Genomic DNA, 17,948 nt, shown 5'->3' with positions numbered 1-17,948 from the left:
AAAGCGGGCTTATTAGCCCGCTTATTTTTCTTCTATTGTGTGCTGCACCTCGTTTAAGGCAGCAAATGCAGCATACGACGTAGTGGCTCGGCGGCCCCCCACAATAGCTGATCGCCTACTGAGAAGGCAGACAGGTACTCAGGGCCCATGTTTAGCTTACGTAAACGGCCAACAGGAACGTCTAGCGTGCCAGTAACAGCAGCAGGCGTCAGTTCATCCATTGAGCGTTGACGATCGTTGGGGATCACTTTTACCCAATCGTTATGCTCTGCCAATATCTTTTCAATTTCAGGAATTGAAATATCTTCTTTTAGCTTGATGGTAAACGACTGGCTATGGCAGCGCAGTGCACCTACACGCACACACAAACCATCAATAGGAATGACTTTATCTGTGCCTAAAATTTTATTGGTTTCAGCTTGGCCTTTCCATTCTTCGCGGCTTTGACCATTTTCTAACTGAGAGTCAATCCAAGGGATCAAGCTGCCGGCTAGCGGTACGCCAAAGTTATCAACGGGAAGCTCACCGCTGCGCGTTTTTTCTGTGACCTTGCGCTCAAGCTCAAGAATAGCAGATGCAGGATCGGCAAGTTCTGTTGCCACTTCATCACGCAGCATGCCCATTTGAGTAACAAGCTCACGCATATGGCGCGCACCACCACCGGAGGCGGCTTGATATGTAGAAACGGCAATCCACTCAACTAAATCTTTTTCGAGTAAGCCACCTAATGCCATTGTCATTAAGCTGACAGTGCAGTTACCACCAACAAAGGTTTTAGCGCCATTAGCCAAAGCTTGGCTAATATTATTACCGTTAACCGGATCTAACACTATCAGTGCTTCGTCATCCATACGCAGAGCAGAGGCAGCATCAATCCAATAGCCATTCCAGCCAGCTTCGCGCAACTTTGGATACACTTCATTGGTGTAATCGCCGCCCTGACAGGTTAGTACTACGTCTAACTCTTTTAGTGCATTTATGTCGAATGCATCCTGCAGGGTACCAGCGTCGGTGCCAAAATCGGGAGCGGGTTGACCTGCTTGAGAAGTGGTAAAAAAGACCGGTTTAATGCGAGAGAAATCACCTTCTTCAACCATGCGGCTCATTAATACTGAACCGACCATTCCACGCCAACCGACTAAACCTACAGTTTTCATCATTAAATGTCCTTCCTTTGGAAGTAAGTAAATCAAATTTCTTTATTTACAATACCGATTAGGCGCGCAGGTGCAAGAAATAAAGGTTTTTTAGCTCAAAAAAAGACCAGTTAGGCCTCAAAAAGCACCAAAATAAAGCGAGAAGCTGAAAGCTAGAAGAATAGGATTGCTTTAACTTCACGCCTGTTACTTAGTCACAAGTCTGTAAAATGTCATTACGCAGGAAGATACACCAGGTTTGCCTACGCCAATTCGCTTAACCCGCATCCATGCGGTTGGCTATGACAATACCTCCCGTCTCTTCTTTATGTTTCTGTGTGGACTGTTTGTAGTGACAGTCAGCTCAGATGCTAATGTGAAGGCAGAGAGTGTCTGCTCCGTCGACCCTCCGCGCTAGGGCAGAAAAATGCTCCTGCCATTTCTGTATTCCCGCCATCCTTGGCGGTCAGATAGCGCGGCGGAGCCCGTATGGGGCAGCTTGCTGCCGTGTACCTTTGCTGGGTAATGGACCAAATACCCTGTGAATATTTGCAGCTGTTGCCCAGCGAAGGTGGCTATCCCAGCGGCGAGTCGAGCGGAGTAGCGCGCTCTGCCTGACTTCTACTCAAACATCAACAAAAAGATATGATGAGCTTCTAGCTCTAGGCTTCACGCTTTATTTCTTACCCCAGCGACAGAAAAAACAGCATAAAAATAGGGGCGGCCAGGCTAAGCACAAAGCCCGATACTATGGCCACAGGAACAATGGCCACGCCGCCAGAGCGTTGTAATACCGGTAGCGTAAAGTCCATGGCTGTTGCCGCCCCGTAACCTACGGCACAAGAAGGGTGGCGGCGCATTAAGGTTGGAATCAATATAATGGCCACTAACTCGCGAGCTAAATCGTTAATAAAAGCGGCACTGCCCAATACTGGGCCTAATTGATCGCTAATTAAAATGCCCGACAACGAATACCAGCCATAACCCGACGAGAGCGCCAACCCTTGGCTTAATGGCATATTCAATATTAATGCCCCCGCCACGCCGCCAACCCAAGAGCTAACCAGCACCACCAAGGCGATAATTAGCCCCCAAGGGTTCAGTAATATTTGCCTTAATCCCATACCCGAGTTGCGCAATTGAATACCAATTAGTAGCAATAACAACATGAGTGCCCATTCGCTTAAAGCATCAACATCAAACCACTCAGGATCCAGTAGGTGTCCCAATGCCACACCAGCTAAAATCACCAAACACAGCCACACTGAATCAAGCAATAAGGCCCACTTGCTAATTGCCTGTGCCCCAGGGTGAGGATTTAAGCGCCCGCGGCGTATATCGATTAGCCATAAACCGGCTAAATTGGCGATAGCAATGCAGACAAGAAATACCAAACTAACCGTAAAAATGGTGGTTAAATGGCTAACCAAATTATCGACAAACGCCAAGCTTATCCCCATTAAAAATAAGATGAGGTAAATCATGCGTGCTACCACCACATTAAGTAGCTTTAAGATAGATTGTGAGCGACAAGGCACACAATAGCCCAAGGCAAGGGGCAACAAAACGAGCAGTAGGCCGGCGTACATAGTATTTATCTTCCATTTCTCTGTGTGTCTGCCACAAATCCCACCCGTTTTATTCTAATACAGGCGAGTTCTTGGTTATTCGTTTGTTCTGTTTAGTGATTGTGTTGTGATTACTTGAGACTGGTGATAGCTTTTAGAGACGGTTAACAAGCTATTAACCCTAAACGAGTATGCCGTCTTGTCGGCAATGGAACAAGGATTTGCACGGATGAATAAAGCTGCCCTTGAAATTTCGGGTTTGCACAAGCACTACGGTGACCTTGAAGTGCTAAAAGGCATTGATCTTAGTGCCTCAAAGGGTGATGTGATCTCTATTATTGGTTCCTCTGGTTCTGGTAAGTCGACCTTTTTACGCTGTATTAACTTACTCGAAACTCCATCTGCGGGTGAGGTGCGCTTACATGGTGAGCTTATTGAAATGCGCACCAACAAGCGTGGTAAGCGAGAGCCGGTAAGTATGCGCCAAGTTGAGCGTATTCGGTCTCGGCTAGCCATGGTCTTTCAGGGATTTAATTTATGGTCACATATGACGATATTAGAAAATATTATCGAAGTGCCGATTCATGTGCTAAAAGTGCCTAAAAAAGAGGCGATTGAAAAAGCCGAGGCGTTACTACAAAAAGTCGGCCTATACGACAAATGTGCTGCTTACCCCAATCATTTATCCGGTGGCCAACAACAAAGGGCGGCCATTGCCCGAGCGCTGGCGGTGGATCCCGAAGTGATGTTGTTTGATGAGCCCACCTCGGCACTGGATCCTGAATTAGTGGGCGAGGTGTTGGGAGTGATGCGTAATCTGGCTGAAGAAGGTCGTACTATGTTGGTAGTGACCCATGAAATGAGCTTTGCCAAAGAAGTGTCTAATCAGTTGATGTTTTTGCATCAAGGGATAGTAGAAGAGCAGGGAGATCCCAAACAGGTATTTGCCAATCCAAGCTCCGAGCGTTTTAAACAATTTATATCGTCAGTCTATTAAGCTTGGCTAATGTTATTGCTGGGCTAAACTAAGCAAGCAGTCATTATAAACGGATATTTCAAGCACAATACAAGGAGTAATGAGATGAAAAAATGGTTAGTAGCAGGGGCTATCATGGCCACCTTCGCAGCAGGCTCTGTGCAAGCTAAAGAATGGAATACGGTACGTTTTGCCATTGAAGGAGCTTACCCTCCTTTTTCTTGGACAGATAAAGAGGGGGAGTTGCAAGGCTTTGATGTTGATATGGCCAATGCCTTATGCAAACAAATGGCAGTAAAATGTGACTTGGTGGCCCAAGATTGGGATGGCATTATTCCTGGCTTATTAGCCCGTAAATACGATGCCATTCTTGCGGCTATGTCCATTACCGAGCAGCGCAAGCGTACCGTCGATTTTACCAATAAATATGCCCTTGTCCCCAATAAATTTGTGGCTAAAAAAGGCACTCCGCTTGATCTTAGCCAAGCCGGTCTTAAGGGCAAGCGAGTTGGGGTACAAATTGCGACCACTCACGATAAATACCTGACAGATAACTTTGGCAAAGACGTCAGCTTAGTGCGCTATGGCACTGCTGATGAAGCCTATCTCGATTTAAAAGCCGGCCGTGTAGACTATGTGTTTTTAGATGCTACCGCCATTGAAGAGGGGTTATTAAATAAAGAGGGCGGAGACCAATTTGAGTTTGTTGGGCCTTCGGTGACCGATCAGCAGTGGTTTGGTGATGGTTTTGGTATTGCCGTGCGTAAGCAAGATAAGGATCTTAAGAAAAAGCTAAACCAAGCGATTCAAGAGCTGCGTGATAACGGCCAATATGAAGCGGTCAATAATAAGTATTTTGAGTACGATGTTTACGGTGAATAAACCGATAGCCTCTGCCTTAGTGTGTTTAGCAGGGTAAACTTATGTGGCTAAGTCGACGCGTATCGGCTTAGCCACTTTTACCATAAGGATGGGGAAAAGAGGATAATAACAGCCAACAACATAGGACGTGGTTATGCTGGGTTTGCAAGGATACGAAGGCGCCTTGTTAGAAGGCGCAGGGCTAACGATACAGGTGGCGCTGTTTTCATTATTACTGGCAGTCACGCTGGGCCTGCTAGGTGCCCTTGCCAAATTATCTGCTTTTTTGCCGCTACGCTGGCTTGCCACCGCTTACACCACCATTATTCGCGGTATTCCCGATTTAGTCTTGATGATGCTGATCTTTTTTGGTGGTCAGGTGTTACTAAATAACACTTTGTATTCACTGAATGAACGCCTTAACGACTGGTTAGGTGGGCAGGCTCCGGCTCATGAATGGGTAAGCTATCTGCCTGATTATATAGAAATAAGCCCTTTTATTGCCGGCATTTTAACCATAGGCTTTATTTTTGGTGCCTATATGACAGAAACCTTTCGCGGCGCTATTTTAGCGGTTGATAAAGGGGAGTTAGAAGCGGCGCATGCTTACGGTATGAACCGCATTATGGTACTGCGTCGGGTATTATTTCCGCAGATGATGCGCCATGCACTGCCAGGGTTGGGGAATAACTGGTTAGTTTTGCTTAAAACTACCGCGTTAGTGTCCATTATTGGGTTAGACGATATGGTGCGTCAGGCTTCGTTGGCCGCCGGTGCAACGCAGCTGCCCTTTACCTTTTATATGGCGGTGGCGATTATCTTTTTGTTGTTCACCACATTGTCTACCTCACTGTTGAAGTGGGCGGAACAACACTATGCAATAGCGGCGAGGTAAACGATGGACTTCTCTATTCTCGCAAGCGAGTGGCCTGTGTATTGGCAGGGGTTTTATACCACAGTGTGGTTGGTGGGCGTTTCGCTTATTATTGGCCTGCTGGTGGCGGTGCCACTGGGCATTTGTCGTAACAGTCGCCATTGGTTATTAAAAGCCCCCGCTTGGGCCTATATTTATTTCTTTCGTGGCACCCCCTTACTGATACAACTGTTTCTTATTTACTATGGTGCGGGTCAGTGGGCTTGGCTGCGCGAATCTATGGCGTGGGAGCTATTTAGCCAAGCTTGGTTTTGTGCCATTTTAGCCTTTACGTTAAATACCAGCGCTTATACTGCCGAGATTATTCGTGGCGCACTCAATGCCATGCCTAAGGGACAAATAGAAGCGGCCTATGCTTATGGTATGAGCCGACTAACCACCTTGAGACGCATTATCTTACCCAACTCATTTCGTCGGGCATTACCGGCCTACAGCAACGAAGTAATTTTTATGTTGCACGGCTCCGCGGTTGCAGGGGTGATCACCATCGTCGATTTAACCGGTGCAGCACGCATTGTTAACTCTCGTTACTATTCCCCTTTTGAGGCGTTTTTGGCGGCAGGGTTATTATATATGTGCCTTACCTTTATATTGGTCTGGGGCTTTAGACGCTTAGAAAACCGCTGGTCTCAAGCGTTATAAGTGATGTTAAATACTCAAAACTGTTCTGCCACTGAATACACGGAAAATTAAGGTGAGATAAGGTCTACAAGTGATTTTTAATGGTAAGTTCAAAAGTCCTGCCGCTAATGGTTTGGTATTTGGCCCTTACTCATATAGCTTTGATTTTTCAGGTCTGATCTCTATTTTTCCGTGGATTTTGTGGATTCCGTTGCAAAAATAGGGCTAGGTTTAGATAGTATCTCACCCGTTACTTATAAGATCTCAAATAAAAAACCGAGCCTGTGGTGGGCTCGGTTTGGTCTTTTCTTATGTTTACAGCTTTAAGCTTTTTTCTTCTTACGAATACTTAACCCAAGCTCGCGGCCACGCAGTTTGGCGTAATACATATTGCCGATAAACATAGTGGTGGCCAATATCAGCTCTACCACAGCCAGCCAGCGCTCGCCTTCATCGGACCAAACTAATACCCCGCCATGTAAAAAATACGGCATTAGCATGTAAACCGCCCAAGCATGAGTATAAGGGTTGCCACTGAGCATGCCCTTAACAGGGATCAGCAACCAAGGTAGCCAGATAACCAGCATAAAAGTGACACTCAGCTGCGGGTGAGGAGAAATAACCCCATGCCAGAGGATCACCCATATCAGTAAGCCAAAATAGCCAATAAGTGCCAATAAGCGTGCTAGTTTTGTGGTCATTATATAATATCCAATACTTGCTCGGGTGGGCGGCCAATGGCGGCCAAATTACCGTTTACTACAATAGGGCGTTCAATCAGTTTAGGCTGGTTCACCATGGCATTGATAAGAGTTTGTTCGTCTTGCTCATCCGCTAATGCCAGCTCTTTATAAACGGCCTCTTTAGTACGCATGAGTTGGCGCGCCGAGCTCATCCCTAACAATGACAAAAGTTGTACTATTTGCTCTGCATCAGGCGGAGTCTCTAGGTATTTGATAACCTTAGGGGTAAGTCCTTTTTCTTCGAGTAAGGCAAGGGTCTCTCGGCTTTTGGAACAGCGGGGATTATGATAAATACATAGGCTCATGAATAAACTCCTGTGACAATGCGCACAATATAATGCCAGTGACGGATGATAACGCAATGATGTTAACATTGGACGATGGCAAAAGAGAAAAGTTTACCTATCCCTAACGTGAGTGAAGCTATGATAAAAAAATATAGTGCTGGCTTTTTTATGTTGTGTGCCGCCGTATTGTCTTTAGCTGGCTGTGGTGAGAAAGCCAGTTTGACCTTGGCCAATGGCGAGCAACAAACATTAAGTGATTATCGCGGCCAATGGTTGGTGGTGAACTATTTTGCCGAATGGTGCGCGCCTTGCTTGCGCGAAATGCCACTGCTCAATGAATTGAGTGCCAGTGAAAGCCCACAAGTATTAGCGGTCAGTTTTGATAAGCTAACCGAAGAACAGCTTGCCAAGCTTGCAGATCGTTATGACATGGCCATGCCCGTGGTAAAATCATTATCCGGAGACTGGCCATTCGACAGACCCAGCGCCTTACCCACTACCATGATCTTAGATCCTAAAGGTAATTTGGTAGACAGCATTCAAGGGGAATTAGAGCCCGACGACCTAGCCCGCCTAAAAGCAGCGTACTGGAAAAAACCTAGCCATAAGCCATAAGCTGTAAGTGACACTTCCAGCTTCCAGCTTTCGGCTTCCAGCTTTCGGCTTCCAGCTTTCGGCTTCCAGCTTGGCGCTACTCACTTCCTCAACGCTTCCCATTCTTTTTGTTGCTGGCGCAATTGTTGTAGGCGGGCGCCTAGGCGGGCTCGTTGCATGCGATCTTTGGTTAGGTTGGCGGCAATTTCCATTTGATCCACCGCCAAGTCGTAGCGACCTTTTAAGGCTGCGGCTTCGGCTTGTGCTTGGCGAAAGGCCGACTCATCACTTAATGGGCGATAGGCTTGGGCGATAAGCTCCCACGCCAGCAAGTTGTTGGGGTGACGTCTAAGGTAATCATCAAGTAAGGTGGCTGCTTGTTGATAACGCCCTGCTTGCAATAAGGTGTCTGCAAGGTTAATCATTACTACCTGATTGTCTGGTCTGTGCCCTTGGGCGCGCTTTAAGCGGGTAAGGGCGGCGTCAAATCTATCTTGGCCATTATCTAGGTCAGTTAGCGCATCTAATATAAACATATTATTAGGGTACTGGCTGGCAAGCTTTTCTAATAACGGACGCGCGTCTTGATAATCATGGTTTTTTAATAAGGCCAATGCTTGGCCATAACGGGCGGCATCGGGGTGCCAATCTTCCCCAAGGGTGACTTCTCGTGCAAAAAAGCGTGCCAGTTTGGCGGTGTTATTACGCTGAAAACGCACCATGACTCTGGCTTTTGCTAGCTGAAAGTCCACGCTCTGCACATACTTTTTACTCGGGTAGTCTTGGGCACGACTGCGCGCTTCGGCAATACGGCTACTGGGCAAGGGATGCGTAAGCAACATAGGGGGTGGGTTGCTGGCAAATTGGTACTTATTAGCCAATTTTTGAAAAAAGCTGCTCATGGCGCTGGGATCAAAGTCGGCATTGTGCAGCAAGCGTAAACCAATGCGATCGGCTTCAAATTCATTATCGCGGGTGTAATTAATTGCCGACTGCATTTTTAAGCCCAAGGTGGTTTGCAAGGCGGCCATGCCTGCTTGTGGGTTAACCACAGCGAGGGCCACTGAACCCACTAAACCGGCAACCGTTAATGGGGTGCTGCGAGATTGAGATTCTAAATAACGGGCAATATGGCGTTGGGTAACATGGGTAATTTCATGGGCAATCACAGAGGCCAGTTCACTTTCGTTCTCGGCATATAAAAACAAGCCGGTATGCAGTTGTACTACACCGCCTAAAAAGGCGCTGGCATTAATGCTGTCGTCATTAATTAATAAGAAATGAAATGGAAAGCGCACCGAATCGGCCTGAGATAACAGTTGCAAGCCAAGATCTGTTACATATTCATTAAGTACAGGATCGTTAATGACCGGCTGATTGGCTCTGGCAAAACGCGTAAAAGCCTGGCCAAAGCGCACTTCTCGCTCTATCGACATGGCACTAACCCCTGCCGTGCCGATGTCTGGCAGCTTATTTGCGGCCCCAAGCTGGGCGGCAAACAGCAAAGAAAACCCCCATGCCAACTTGCTGGCTTTAAACCCCATGTGAACTACCTTGTTTTATGATGCACTTATAGCAGAATACCTGCCCCCATTAGGGGTAACAAGCATTGTTTGATGGCCTTAACAAAGGGATAATGCTTTTCATTTGTTAGCCGGAGGGGCGATGGATACATTAGATGCTAGCGCCTTGCGCTGCCCGTTGCCCTTGTTACAAGTCAAGTTATGGCTAAAAACAGCAACAGATGGGCAAGAGTTACAATTACTGGTTAGTGATGCGGGATCTCGACAAGATATTCCCGCCTATCTTTTACGTATGGGCCATGGGGTGAGCGTGGTGAGTGACACACCCAGCGTGTTAACACTGACTATCACCAAGGCACCATAAGGAGCAAGTTTAATGCTAGATGTGATCAAGCACTGGTATCGGCAACGATTTACCGATCCAGGAGCGGTGGCGCTATTTTTAAGTCTGCTATTTGGCTTTGTCGTGGTGTATTTTTTAGGCCATATATTGGCGCCATTTTTTGCAGCAGTGGTGGTGGCTTACTTACTCGACTGGCCAGTTACGCGTATGCAGCGTCTTGGTATGGGGCGAGTGTTGTCGGCGGCCATAGTGCAGTTGGTGTTTGCGATTTTAGTGGTGCTATCGCTGATCAGCATAGTGCCCACTTTCTTATCACAAATGGCGAATTTAGCTCGAGAAATTCCCGCCATGATCAGCCGAACCCAAGAGCTACTATTAACCTTACCCGAAGAATACCCAGAGCTGGTTGATATTACCTTAGTACAAAGTGTGCTCGATGATTTACGAGGGCGCTTATTAGGCTCAGCAGACGCCATTTTAAGTGTGTCACTCAACTCACTGACCAATGCGGCCGTATTACTGGTGTATTCTATTTTAGTATCTGTGTTGGTGTTTTTTATGTTGAAAGATAAGCGCCAATTACTGAACAGTACCAATCGATTCTTACCAAAAAACCGCGAACTGGTTACCCGCGTATGGCGAGAAATGAACGTGCAAATTGCCAACTATGTACGGGGTAAAGTCATTGAAATCCTGATTGTGGGCGGCGTGAGTTATCTCACCTTTATGTGGTTAGATTTACGCTACCCCTTATTATTATCGGTATTGGTAGGGTTTTCTGTGCTGATCCCTTATATAGGGGCGGCGGCGGCCACCGTACCAGTGGCCATAGTAGGCTTGTTTCAGTGGGGATTTACCGCACCTTTTTTCTATCTCATTGTGGCCTACGGCATTATTCAAGCGCTTGATGGTAATGTGCTGGTGCCCATTTTATTTTCAGAAGCCGTTAATCTGCATCCTATCGCCATTATCATGGCGGTGCTGTTGTTTGGCGGTTTGTGGGGCTTTTGGGGGGTGTTTTTTGCCATCCCGCTCGCCACCTTAGTGAAAGCTGTGGTGAATGCGTGGCCCAAACACGATGACCCACCTGCACTTATCGAAAAATAACAATAATTAGACGTTAACGTGAGCCTAATTTTCGCTCACAAACCAGTAAAACAAAAGGACACTATAGTGAGAGAACATTTTGGCTCGCGCTTCGGGTTTATTATGGCTGCCGCCGGTGCGGCTGTGGGACTGGGCAATATTTGGGGGTTTCCCACTCAGGCGGCCAGTAATGGCGGTGGCGCCTTTTTAATGGCTTATTTAGTCTTGGTGCTGTTATTGGGCTTTCCGATGCTCGTCATGGAGGTGGCCATTGGCCGCTTTGGGCAAGCGAACCCTGTAGACTCAGTGCGCAAACTGGGGCGTAATCCACTGCAAAAACGCATGGCGTCACTGGTTGGTTATGCGGGTATGTTGGTGCCAAGCTTAGTGTTGTCTTTTTATGCCATAGTGGCCGGTTGGTTATTGGCCTTTTTAGTGGCGGCCGTCACCCGAATTTTGGGTTGGGAACAAGCCACTAGCTGGCTGCAAGACTTTGGACTAGGGCGCAATATTGTGGGCACCTTGGTCTTTTATTTGTTGACTATATTGGTGGTGCAAGCTGGGGTGCGCAAGGGCATTGAGCGTTGGTCGGCCCGACTTATGCCGGCTTTATTTGTGCTCTTCTTACTGCTGTTTTTTTATATTTTAACCCAAGATGGCGCCATTATGGGGCTTAAGCATTATTTGGTGCCGGATTTTAGCAAGGTGCTCGAGCCCGACTTGCTGATTAGCGCCATGGGGCAGGCTTTTTTCTCGCTAACCATAGGTGGCTGCTCCATGTTGATGTATGGTTCTTACTTAAATAAGCAGGAGGACATTCCACGCACCGCCTTACAAATTACCCTGCTTGATACTGGGGTGGCCTTTTTAGCCGGGTTAGTGATTTTACCGGCTATGTTTGTTGCCATGAAAAACGGCGTCACTATTTATGCAGAAGACGGCAGCTTACTCAGCTCCGACACCCTGGTGTTTACGGTATTGCCGGCATTATTCGATACCATGGGCCCGATTGGGTTAGTGATGGCCTTAGTCTTCTTTGTGCTTATGGGCATAGCAGCGCTCACCTCGTCCATTTCTATGTTAGAGGTGCCTGTGTCTTATAGTACCGAGCGCTTTAACGCGCCACGCCCCATTATGACCTGGCTTATTGGTGGTTTGCTTGCTTTAGTGAGTGTGATTATTTGTTTTAACTTTGGCAGCTTATTTGGCTTTGTTATTCGCTTATCTACGCAGCAAATACAGCCCTTAGTGGGGTTAGGTTTTGTGTTATTGGGCGGCTGGATGTGGGGGCGCACCAAGTTATTTGAAGAGCTAGTGCTGGGTTCACCAGCATTGGCTAAGAGTCTCTTCTGGCGCATTTGGCCTTGGTATGTACGCATAGTCTGCCCACTATTAGTAATATTAGTTATTGCTAGTAGTTGGTGATAATGACAGCTATCAGCGGTCAGCTGTAAGTTCAACAAAAAGCCCCAAGTCCACAAAGGCTCGGGGCTTTTTTATCTTTAGCTGAACGCTTACAGCTGACGGCTTACAGCTGTTTTTAATACAGCATACTATAAAGTTTGCGGCGAAATTTAGAGGCGATGGGGTCGGCGCCCATGGTGGTGATCATATCTAAAAAGCGTTTTCTGGCTTCACCGAAAGCTAAATCTTTTTGTAAAACCTCAATCAATAACTGCAAGGCCTCTTCTTGTTTGCCCGCTTGAAATAACAACACTGCTAGCTCTTCTTTTAGTATCAGTGAATCGGGCTGGGCTGCTAGCTTTTGCTCTAACTCGCGAAGCTCCGGGCTGTCGGCGGCTTCTTCTGCCAACTTTAAACGCGCTTGAATATGTTGATATTGGCTATCTTGATCCGCCATACCAATACTTGCTAGTAACTGCTTGGTTTCTTCTAGCTTATTCAGTGCCAAAGCACACTCGGCTAAATACAACCGAATGGTAGCGCTGTCTTCTAGTGCGCGAGCCTGTTGTAATAAGCCATAAGCGCTTTTGGGATCCATGCCTAACATTTGTTTGGCTTGATCGAGCAATAGCTCGGCTTCATTAGGTTGATAAGGCTTTAAAAACTGGCTAATGGCTGCTTCATCTTGTGGGCCTTCTAACACATCAACTGGCTGACCTTCTTTAAAGGCTACCAATGCAGGCAGGGCGCGCAAAGCAAGTTGCGAGGCCAAGCTTTGCAGCTGTGGGTCTTCAACATTCACTCGTGCTAAATCAATATGCTGACTGTCGCTACCAATTAAACGCTCTAATATGGGCGCCATGGTTTGGCATTCGGGCACGGCTTGGGCATGAAAAAACACCACTACCGTTTTAGTGTTAGAGGCGTCCAGCAGTGCTTGCTGAAAATTTTGCACGGTAATATCAAGGATCATAAAAATCTCGCTCAGCAGAAGAAGGAATAGTTAAACGCTATAGCTTAAATTGGGCTGTGGGCCGCTAATTTCAAGCGCAAAGGGTAAATCGGCTACGTTAAGTCGATGAATATTGTCGTTATGTAGAAGGGCGGCATCTTGAAGAGCCAAGGTCACTCGAGTGTGTTGAGCCTGATATAAATGCAGCTGATATTGAGCTTTATCAAAGTGAGCAATGGGCTCAAAAGGCTGCCATTGTACGGCACTTAGGTTATTGGCAATGCCGCCGCCGTGGGCTTTAAGTACGGCTTCTTTAATGGTCCATAACTGTAAAAAGCGAGCTTGAGTTTGGGCTTGTTCCAGCCATACTTGCTCGTTGGGGGCAAAGTAGCGCTTAGCTAAACGATGAATTTGCTTTTCAGATAAGGTGCGACTTTCAACATCAATCCCCAAGGGTCCTTGGTTACCAAATGCGAGTGCTAACAAGTTGCCACTGTGGCTAATATTAAAATGCCAGCTGGCTTCAGTAAGCTGAGGTTTGCCTTTTTCATCCAGACTAATAGCGATGTGTTCGGGGGCTTGCTGCAAAGCTGGTGCCAGTAGCTGGCGTAATAAGTAGCGACCTAATAAAAAAAGTTTGGCTTGTTGAGGGCTTTGCATTTTATTCAGTCGCGCTTGCTCTGGCTGCGAAAGGAGATGCTTGGCATGGGGGGGTAATATAAGATGATCTGCATCACAAATAAGTATTTGGGTCGCCGTAACCGGTTGTTTACTCATATTACTTTTGCAAACCTCTCACTTTGTACTCTATTATCGAAGGGTTAATATTTATTATCATGCGGTGCTAGGTTTATTAAGCACCGACTTTATTCACTCTGGGTTGCTATGATCGCGATGAAAAAGATAAGTGTTTTTATCAGCATACTGTTATTAGCTGGCTGCAGTAGCAGCCCTAAGCCAGAGCCAACGCCTCCTCCTGTCTCCTCTTTAACCTACTCAGTAAGCACTGAGCCTAAACCTGCGTTTAACCCAGCTCGTAGTTTGCATAAAGCGTATCAGCGTTGGCGGGGCGTACCTTATCGCTTTGGCGGTACCGATGCCCAAGGCATGGACTGTTCGGCGTTCACGCAAACCCTATATGAAGAAGTGTACGATATGAGGCTGCCTCGCAGTACCCATCAACAGGTTGAAGTGGGTCGTGCAGTAACTAAAGCGGAGTTACAACCTGGCGATGTGGTGTTTTTTCGAACTGGGCGCAACACACGCCATAACGGTGTATATGTAGGAGAGGGCAAGTTTGCCCATGCCTCATCCAGTGTAGGAGTCACCATTTCTCGTCTAGATAACATCTACTGGCGCAGCCGCTTCTGGCAAGCCCGACGCATGTTAGAAGACTAAAAAAGCGATAAGCCGTCAGCTGTAAGCGAACAGCTAAAGAAAGCACCTCATCACATTGTTTTTCGCTTTAAAACCTAGCTGTTTCTGATAGCTGACAGCTTATCGCTGATAGCTGATTAATCCCCTTGAAAGCGGTTTAAGTCGTTCATTACTTGCAGTAATAACGACAGCTCGGGGCTATCATCTGATTGCTGGCGATAGTCGCTGGCGCGTAACAGTTGCATGTCCCCTCGGCGATTAAACAAGGTAATGTCTTGATGCTGATAAATGGCATATTCATCTGCGTCTGAAGCTAGTCGCCATCTGTTATTATCAGCATTAAATAAAGACTGGCCAGTGGCATAGCTGCGCATGGGGTTATTGACCCCTAATGCTTGGCGCATCACGCTGGGGATCACATCTAATTGGCTACTTGGGTGCTCAAAGTGTGCCGGTTGTAACTGCCCAGGCCAGCTGATCACCAATGGCACCTTAAGCTGGGCTGGAGAATACGCATTACCAAACCCCCAAGTGTTATTGTCATTATCGTTAAACTCCATGCCATGGCCAGAGGTAACAATAATCAAAGTATCGCGCTCACTCACACCTTGGTTAAAAGACAATAATTGCCCTAATAGGCGATCGGTATAAAAGACCGAATTGCGATAACGATTAAACAGCGCCTCTTGCTGCTCACTTTGATAAGGCTGAGCTGGGTTTAATTGCTTAATGGCGGGCTGAAAGGGCCCTTCAACTTGCTCGGGTAAGTCGAGGGAGGTGAGGGCATTTAAGTACACAAAGGAAAACCAAGGGCGCTCGCTCTGTTGCTGTGCTTGCCACTGCATAAACTCAGCCACCGCTTGTTGATCGCCTTTGAAACCGCCAGGGGCGGCATTAAAGTTACGATGGCGTAAGCTTGAAAAAATAGCGTCTTTATATAAAGCCGTATCTAGGCCGCCGCTGGCAAATAAGCCAAAGCGATAATCTTGGCGCTGTAACTCATCAATAAACACAGGTGCCATGTTTTCTTGCACCATCTCGTGTTGATAGCGACTAGGCAGGCTATAGAAGAGGCTAAATAATGCCGATTCGGTTTGATTGCCCGCACTTAAATGGTCACTAAAGCGCAAGTGTCTATGGGCAAACCGATTGAGATTTGGCATGGTAATCGCATCAAGTTGATCGCCGCGCAGGCCATCGGCCACCACCAATAAAATATTGGGGGGCAGATCTGGCGCTTTTACAGTTAAGGGGCGCTGCGGATAATTAAGAGTGCGCCCAGCGTTATCTTCCGCTTGTTTAGACAGCTGTCGATATTGATCTTCGTCTAACCAGCCTTGTTTTATTAAAAAGCTTTTTGCGGTCATGGGGTAAGACAGCGGAAAGTTGGCTTTTTGCTCGGTAATAGGAGCGTACACCAGTGCATCGGCCCAAATATGCATGCTATGGGTTAAAAAGAAACAGGCTAATAAGGGCACAGACAGCGGCAGTGTCAACGAGCGTCGACGACGTTGGCTCCAACGCCACAGCCAAGAGGCCAGCCAAAGCTCAAATAAAAATAGCAGCGGCACCCACACAAATAGCCAGCCCCATCCTGAAGCTTCTTCGGCTTGAGCTTGCTCGAGTAATAAGCGCCAAACGGTAGGGTTAAGGTGAAACTTAAATAAGCTAAATACTTGGGTATCAACCAGCAACAAAGTGAGGGCACCCGTTGCAATGGCTGCCCCCATTAATTGCACCGCGCGTACCTTAGGAAATAAAAAGGTAAGCGGAAACAAAGTCAGCAAATAGGTGAAAAAAGTCAGAAAAGCAAAATGCCCCGCCCAACTGATCAGCATATAAAATACGCCCAGTAGCGTATCTGGACTGCCAGCAATAAGCAGGTAACGGCTAGACACGGCCATGGCTAACAGCACATTAATAAACACCAGCCAGTGTCCCCAGCCTATCAGGCGGGATACGTTATCGCGATAAAGGTTACCGTTTTCGAGCATGGTTCAGCATAATTCAACTATTTAAATGAACATCTATGCCAGCCGCAGCCTAGCAAAGCATGGTTAAGTCAGCGCTTAATGCGCGCCTTTTTGCGTATCGACTGAAGAAGTCAGCACTTGTGCAAACTTATCGGCAATGGCCTTACGTTGCCCAGGGGCAATTTGATGGTTAATAATGTGCGTTGCTAAGTTGCCCAACACCATCAAACGCAAATCCGCCGGTGCTTGTTGCTGATCCATCACAGCTTCTAAGTCACTTAGCAAGGTATCAAATTCTTTTTCGTATTTTGAAGTTATAGCCATAAGGTTTCTATCATGTATCTTGATAACAGGATGGCTATAATACCCCACCCATTCTGGCAACTCTATGGCAATCTGTTATGAGCTTGGATATCGAACACATCATAGTACATTCTCTGTTTCTTGATGAGCAGGGACAAACCCAACTAACTACCCGTGATCAGGAGTTAGACACAGGCCCCGCCGTAAACGACTTAATGGGCGAGTTACATCATATTTATAACACCAAGGCCGGTAAGGTATTTGGTTACTTTAATGATGAAGAGGACAGTTTTCGTGACTTAGTGCGTCGCGTAGAAGATGAGAGCCTCAGCTTTACCGCCTTTAGTCACCAAGCCTCACAGCGCTTGCTTAATGAGCTCAACCGATTAGAGATGAACGAGGCGGGAGTATTGCTGTTTGTGCGCTATCAATGGTTAGGCGCGCACTACTTGTTAATTGCCCTGCTGGACAATAAAGACAGCGTCACCGTGACCGATAAGCTAGATGTGAGCCATGCCAGTTACTTGGATTTGGGCAAAATGCAGTTGGCGGCACGGCTCGATCTTACCGAGCTACAAACCCGCCCCGACTCACGCCGTTATTTCTCTTTTATTAAAGGCCGTGCTGGGCGCAAGGTGTCGGACTTTTTCTTAAACTTTCTCTCGTGCGTAGAAGGCATGGATCCTAAGGCGCAAAACCAAGGCTTACTAAAAGCGGTGGATGAGTTTTGCGATGCCCGCCAATTAAGCAAAGAAGAAAAGCAAGAAAGTAAGGCGCTGGTCAACAAATATTGTCGCGAGCAGCTAAAAGAGGGTGAAGAGCTTGAAATGCGGGAGTTATCGGCCGAGTTGGGAGCAGATAACGATTTAGACTTTTATCAGTTTGTAAGTGATGAATATCAGTTAGAAGAAAAATTTCCCGTTGATCGCTCATCACTAACAGGGCTAACCAAGTATGTGGGCTCAGGAGGGGGATTAACCATAAGCTTTGATCAAAAACTCTTAGGTGAGCGCATCCAATATGACGAGCACACCGACACCTTAGTGATAAAAGGCCTACCGCCTAACTTAAAATCACAACTGCTGAAGGGGTAACTGCAGCTTTAAGCGGTCAGCTGTCAGCTATCAGTTAAAGAAAAGAAAACACCGAGCCCTTATGGCTCGGTGTTTTTATTTCCAGCTTCCAGCTTCCAGCTTCCAGCTTCCAGCTTCCAGCTTCCAGCTTCCAGCTTCCAGCTTCCAGCTTCCAGCTTCCAGCTTCCCGCCTT

General features: G+C 47.0%; 19 protein-coding genes. 10 read left to right on the top strand and 9 right to left on the bottom strand.

Going from position 1 to position 17,948, the window contains the following annotated elements; translation table 11 throughout:
* Window positions 1-53: 53 nt before the first annotated feature.
* Entirely contained in the window at window positions 54-1,157 is a 1,104-nt protein-coding gene (gene asd, locus J3U76_RS04500) for an aspartate-semialdehyde dehydrogenase (RefSeq protein WP_208004755.1), read from the bottom strand.
* Between the two features lie 662 nt (window positions 1,158-1,819).
* Window positions 1,820-2,725, bottom strand: coding sequence for a LysO family transporter (locus J3U76_RS04495; RefSeq protein WP_208004648.1), 906 nt, complete (start codon window positions 2,723-2,725; stop codon window positions 1,820-1,822).
* A gap of 208 nt (window positions 2,726-2,933) precedes the next feature.
* Between J3U76_RS04495 and J3U76_RS04490 the strand changes: the two genes are divergently transcribed.
* The 4 genes from J3U76_RS04490 to J3U76_RS04475 all read left to right on the top strand — a co-directional run bounded on the left by J3U76_RS04490 (window position 2,934) and on the right by J3U76_RS04475 (window position 6,117).
* Window positions 2,934-3,701, top strand: coding sequence for an ABC transporter ATP-binding protein (locus J3U76_RS04490; protein ID WP_208004647.1), 768 nt, complete (start codon window positions 2,934-2,936; stop codon window positions 3,699-3,701).
* A gap of 84 nt (window positions 3,702-3,785) precedes the next feature.
* A complete protein-coding gene (locus J3U76_RS04485) occupies window positions 3,786-4,562 on the top strand; it encodes an ABC transporter substrate-binding protein (RefSeq protein ID WP_208004646.1) in 777 nt (258 codons plus the stop codon).
* A gap of 133 nt (window positions 4,563-4,695) precedes the next feature.
* Window positions 4,696-5,436: an ABC transporter permease gene (locus tag J3U76_RS04480; protein ID WP_208004645.1), complete on the top strand. Its 741-nt coding sequence runs from the start codon at window positions 4,696-4,698 to the stop codon at window positions 5,434-5,436.
* Window positions 5,437-5,439: 3 nt separating this feature from the next.
* Complete coding sequence (locus tag J3U76_RS04475; protein ID WP_208004644.1) at window positions 5,440-6,117, top strand: ABC transporter permease; 678 nt, start codon at window positions 5,440-5,442, stop codon at window positions 6,115-6,117.
* A 302-nt stretch (window positions 6,118-6,419) separates the two neighbouring features.
* Here the strand turns inward: J3U76_RS04475 and J3U76_RS04470 are convergent, their stop codons facing one another.
* Both J3U76_RS04470 and arsC read right to left on the bottom strand, forming a co-directional pair.
* Window positions 6,420-6,797, bottom strand: a complete 378-nt coding sequence (locus tag J3U76_RS04470; RefSeq protein ID WP_208004643.1) for a DUF2069 domain-containing protein — start codon at window positions 6,795-6,797, stop codon at window positions 6,420-6,422.
* Window positions 6,797-7,144 (bottom strand): arsenate reductase (glutaredoxin), encoded by a 348-nt coding sequence (gene arsC / locus J3U76_RS04465; protein ID WP_208004642.1) that lies wholly within the window; start codon window positions 7,142-7,144, stop codon window positions 6,797-6,799. The genes J3U76_RS04470 and arsC overlap by 1 nt, the downstream gene beginning before the upstream one ends.
* A 120-nt stretch (window positions 7,145-7,264) precedes the next feature.
* Here arsC and J3U76_RS04460 point away from each other — a divergent pair, with 120 nt between their 5' ends.
* The gene (locus tag J3U76_RS04460; RefSeq protein ID WP_243454069.1) at window positions 7,265-7,741 is read left to right on the top strand and encodes a TlpA family protein disulfide reductase; all 477 of its coding nucleotides are present in this window, start codon (window positions 7,265-7,267) and stop codon (window positions 7,739-7,741) included.
* Between the two features lie 80 nt (window positions 7,742-7,821).
* Here the strand turns inward: J3U76_RS04460 and bepA are convergent, their stop codons facing one another.
* Window positions 7,822-9,264, bottom strand: a complete 1,443-nt coding sequence (bepA, locus tag J3U76_RS04455; protein ID WP_208004641.1) for a beta-barrel assembly-enhancing protease — start codon at window positions 9,262-9,264, stop codon at window positions 7,822-7,824.
* Window positions 9,265-9,385: 121 nt separating this feature from the next.
* On the opposite strand from bepA, the gene J3U76_RS04450 reads away from it, so the two are divergent.
* The 3 genes from J3U76_RS04450 to J3U76_RS04440 all read left to right on the top strand — a co-directional run bounded on the left by J3U76_RS04450 (window position 9,386) and on the right by J3U76_RS04440 (window position 12,097).
* On the top strand, window positions 9,386-9,607 hold the full coding sequence (locus tag J3U76_RS04450; protein WP_208004640.1) for a sulfurtransferase TusA family protein: 222 nt from the start codon (window positions 9,386-9,388) through the stop codon (window positions 9,605-9,607).
* Between the two features lie 12 nt (window positions 9,608-9,619).
* Window positions 9,620-10,693, top strand: a complete 1,074-nt coding sequence (locus J3U76_RS04445) for an AI-2E family transporter (protein ID WP_208004639.1) — start codon at window positions 9,620-9,622, stop codon at window positions 10,691-10,693.
* A gap of 66 nt (window positions 10,694-10,759) precedes the next feature.
* Entirely contained in the window at window positions 10,760-12,097 is a 1,338-nt protein-coding gene (locus tag J3U76_RS04440) for a sodium-dependent transporter (protein ID WP_208004638.1), read from the top strand.
* 115 nt (window positions 12,098-12,212) lie between these two features.
* Here J3U76_RS04440 and J3U76_RS04435 read toward each other — a convergent pair whose 3' ends face one another.
* Both J3U76_RS04435 and J3U76_RS04430 read right to left on the bottom strand, forming a co-directional pair.
* A complete protein-coding gene (locus tag J3U76_RS04435; protein ID WP_208004637.1) occupies window positions 12,213-13,049 on the bottom strand; it encodes a tetratricopeptide repeat protein in 837 nt (278 codons plus the stop codon).
* Between the two features lie 30 nt (window positions 13,050-13,079).
* Complete coding sequence (locus tag J3U76_RS04430; RefSeq protein WP_208004636.1) at window positions 13,080-13,805, bottom strand: 4'-phosphopantetheinyl transferase family protein; 726 nt, start codon at window positions 13,803-13,805, stop codon at window positions 13,080-13,082.
* 117 nt (window positions 13,806-13,922) lie between these two features.
* On the opposite strand from J3U76_RS04430, the gene J3U76_RS04425 reads away from it, so the two are divergent.
* Window positions 13,923-14,426, top strand: coding sequence for an NlpC/P60 family protein (locus J3U76_RS04425; RefSeq protein ID WP_243454068.1), 504 nt, complete (start codon window positions 13,923-13,925; stop codon window positions 14,424-14,426).
* Between the two features lie 116 nt (window positions 14,427-14,542).
* Here the strand turns inward: J3U76_RS04425 and J3U76_RS04420 are convergent, their stop codons facing one another.
* Window positions 14,543-16,399 carry a DUF3413 domain-containing protein gene (locus J3U76_RS04420; RefSeq protein ID WP_208004634.1) on the bottom strand — a complete coding sequence of 619 codons (1,857 nt, stop codon included), beginning with the start codon at window positions 16,397-16,399 and terminating at the stop codon, window positions 14,543-14,545.
* A gap of 75 nt (window positions 16,400-16,474) precedes the next feature.
* On the bottom strand, window positions 16,475-16,702 hold the full coding sequence (locus J3U76_RS04415) for a YejL family protein (protein WP_208004633.1): 228 nt from the start codon (window positions 16,700-16,702) through the stop codon (window positions 16,475-16,477).
* Between the two features lie 77 nt (window positions 16,703-16,779).
* Between J3U76_RS04415 and yejK the strand changes: the two genes are divergently transcribed.
* Window positions 16,780-17,775 (top strand): nucleoid-associated protein YejK, encoded by a 996-nt coding sequence (gene yejK / locus J3U76_RS04410; RefSeq protein WP_208004632.1) that lies wholly within the window; start codon window positions 16,780-16,782, stop codon window positions 17,773-17,775.
* The last annotated feature ends 173 nt before the right edge of the window (window positions 17,776-17,948 follow it).

The organism is Oceanisphaera pacifica (assembly GCF_017498065.1).
GTDB lineage: Bacteria > Pseudomonadota > Gammaproteobacteria > Enterobacterales > Aeromonadaceae > Oceanimonas > Oceanimonas pacifica.
The sequence above is the reverse complement of the archived record's forward strand: the minus strand, read 5'-3'. Positions and strand labels throughout refer to the sequence as shown.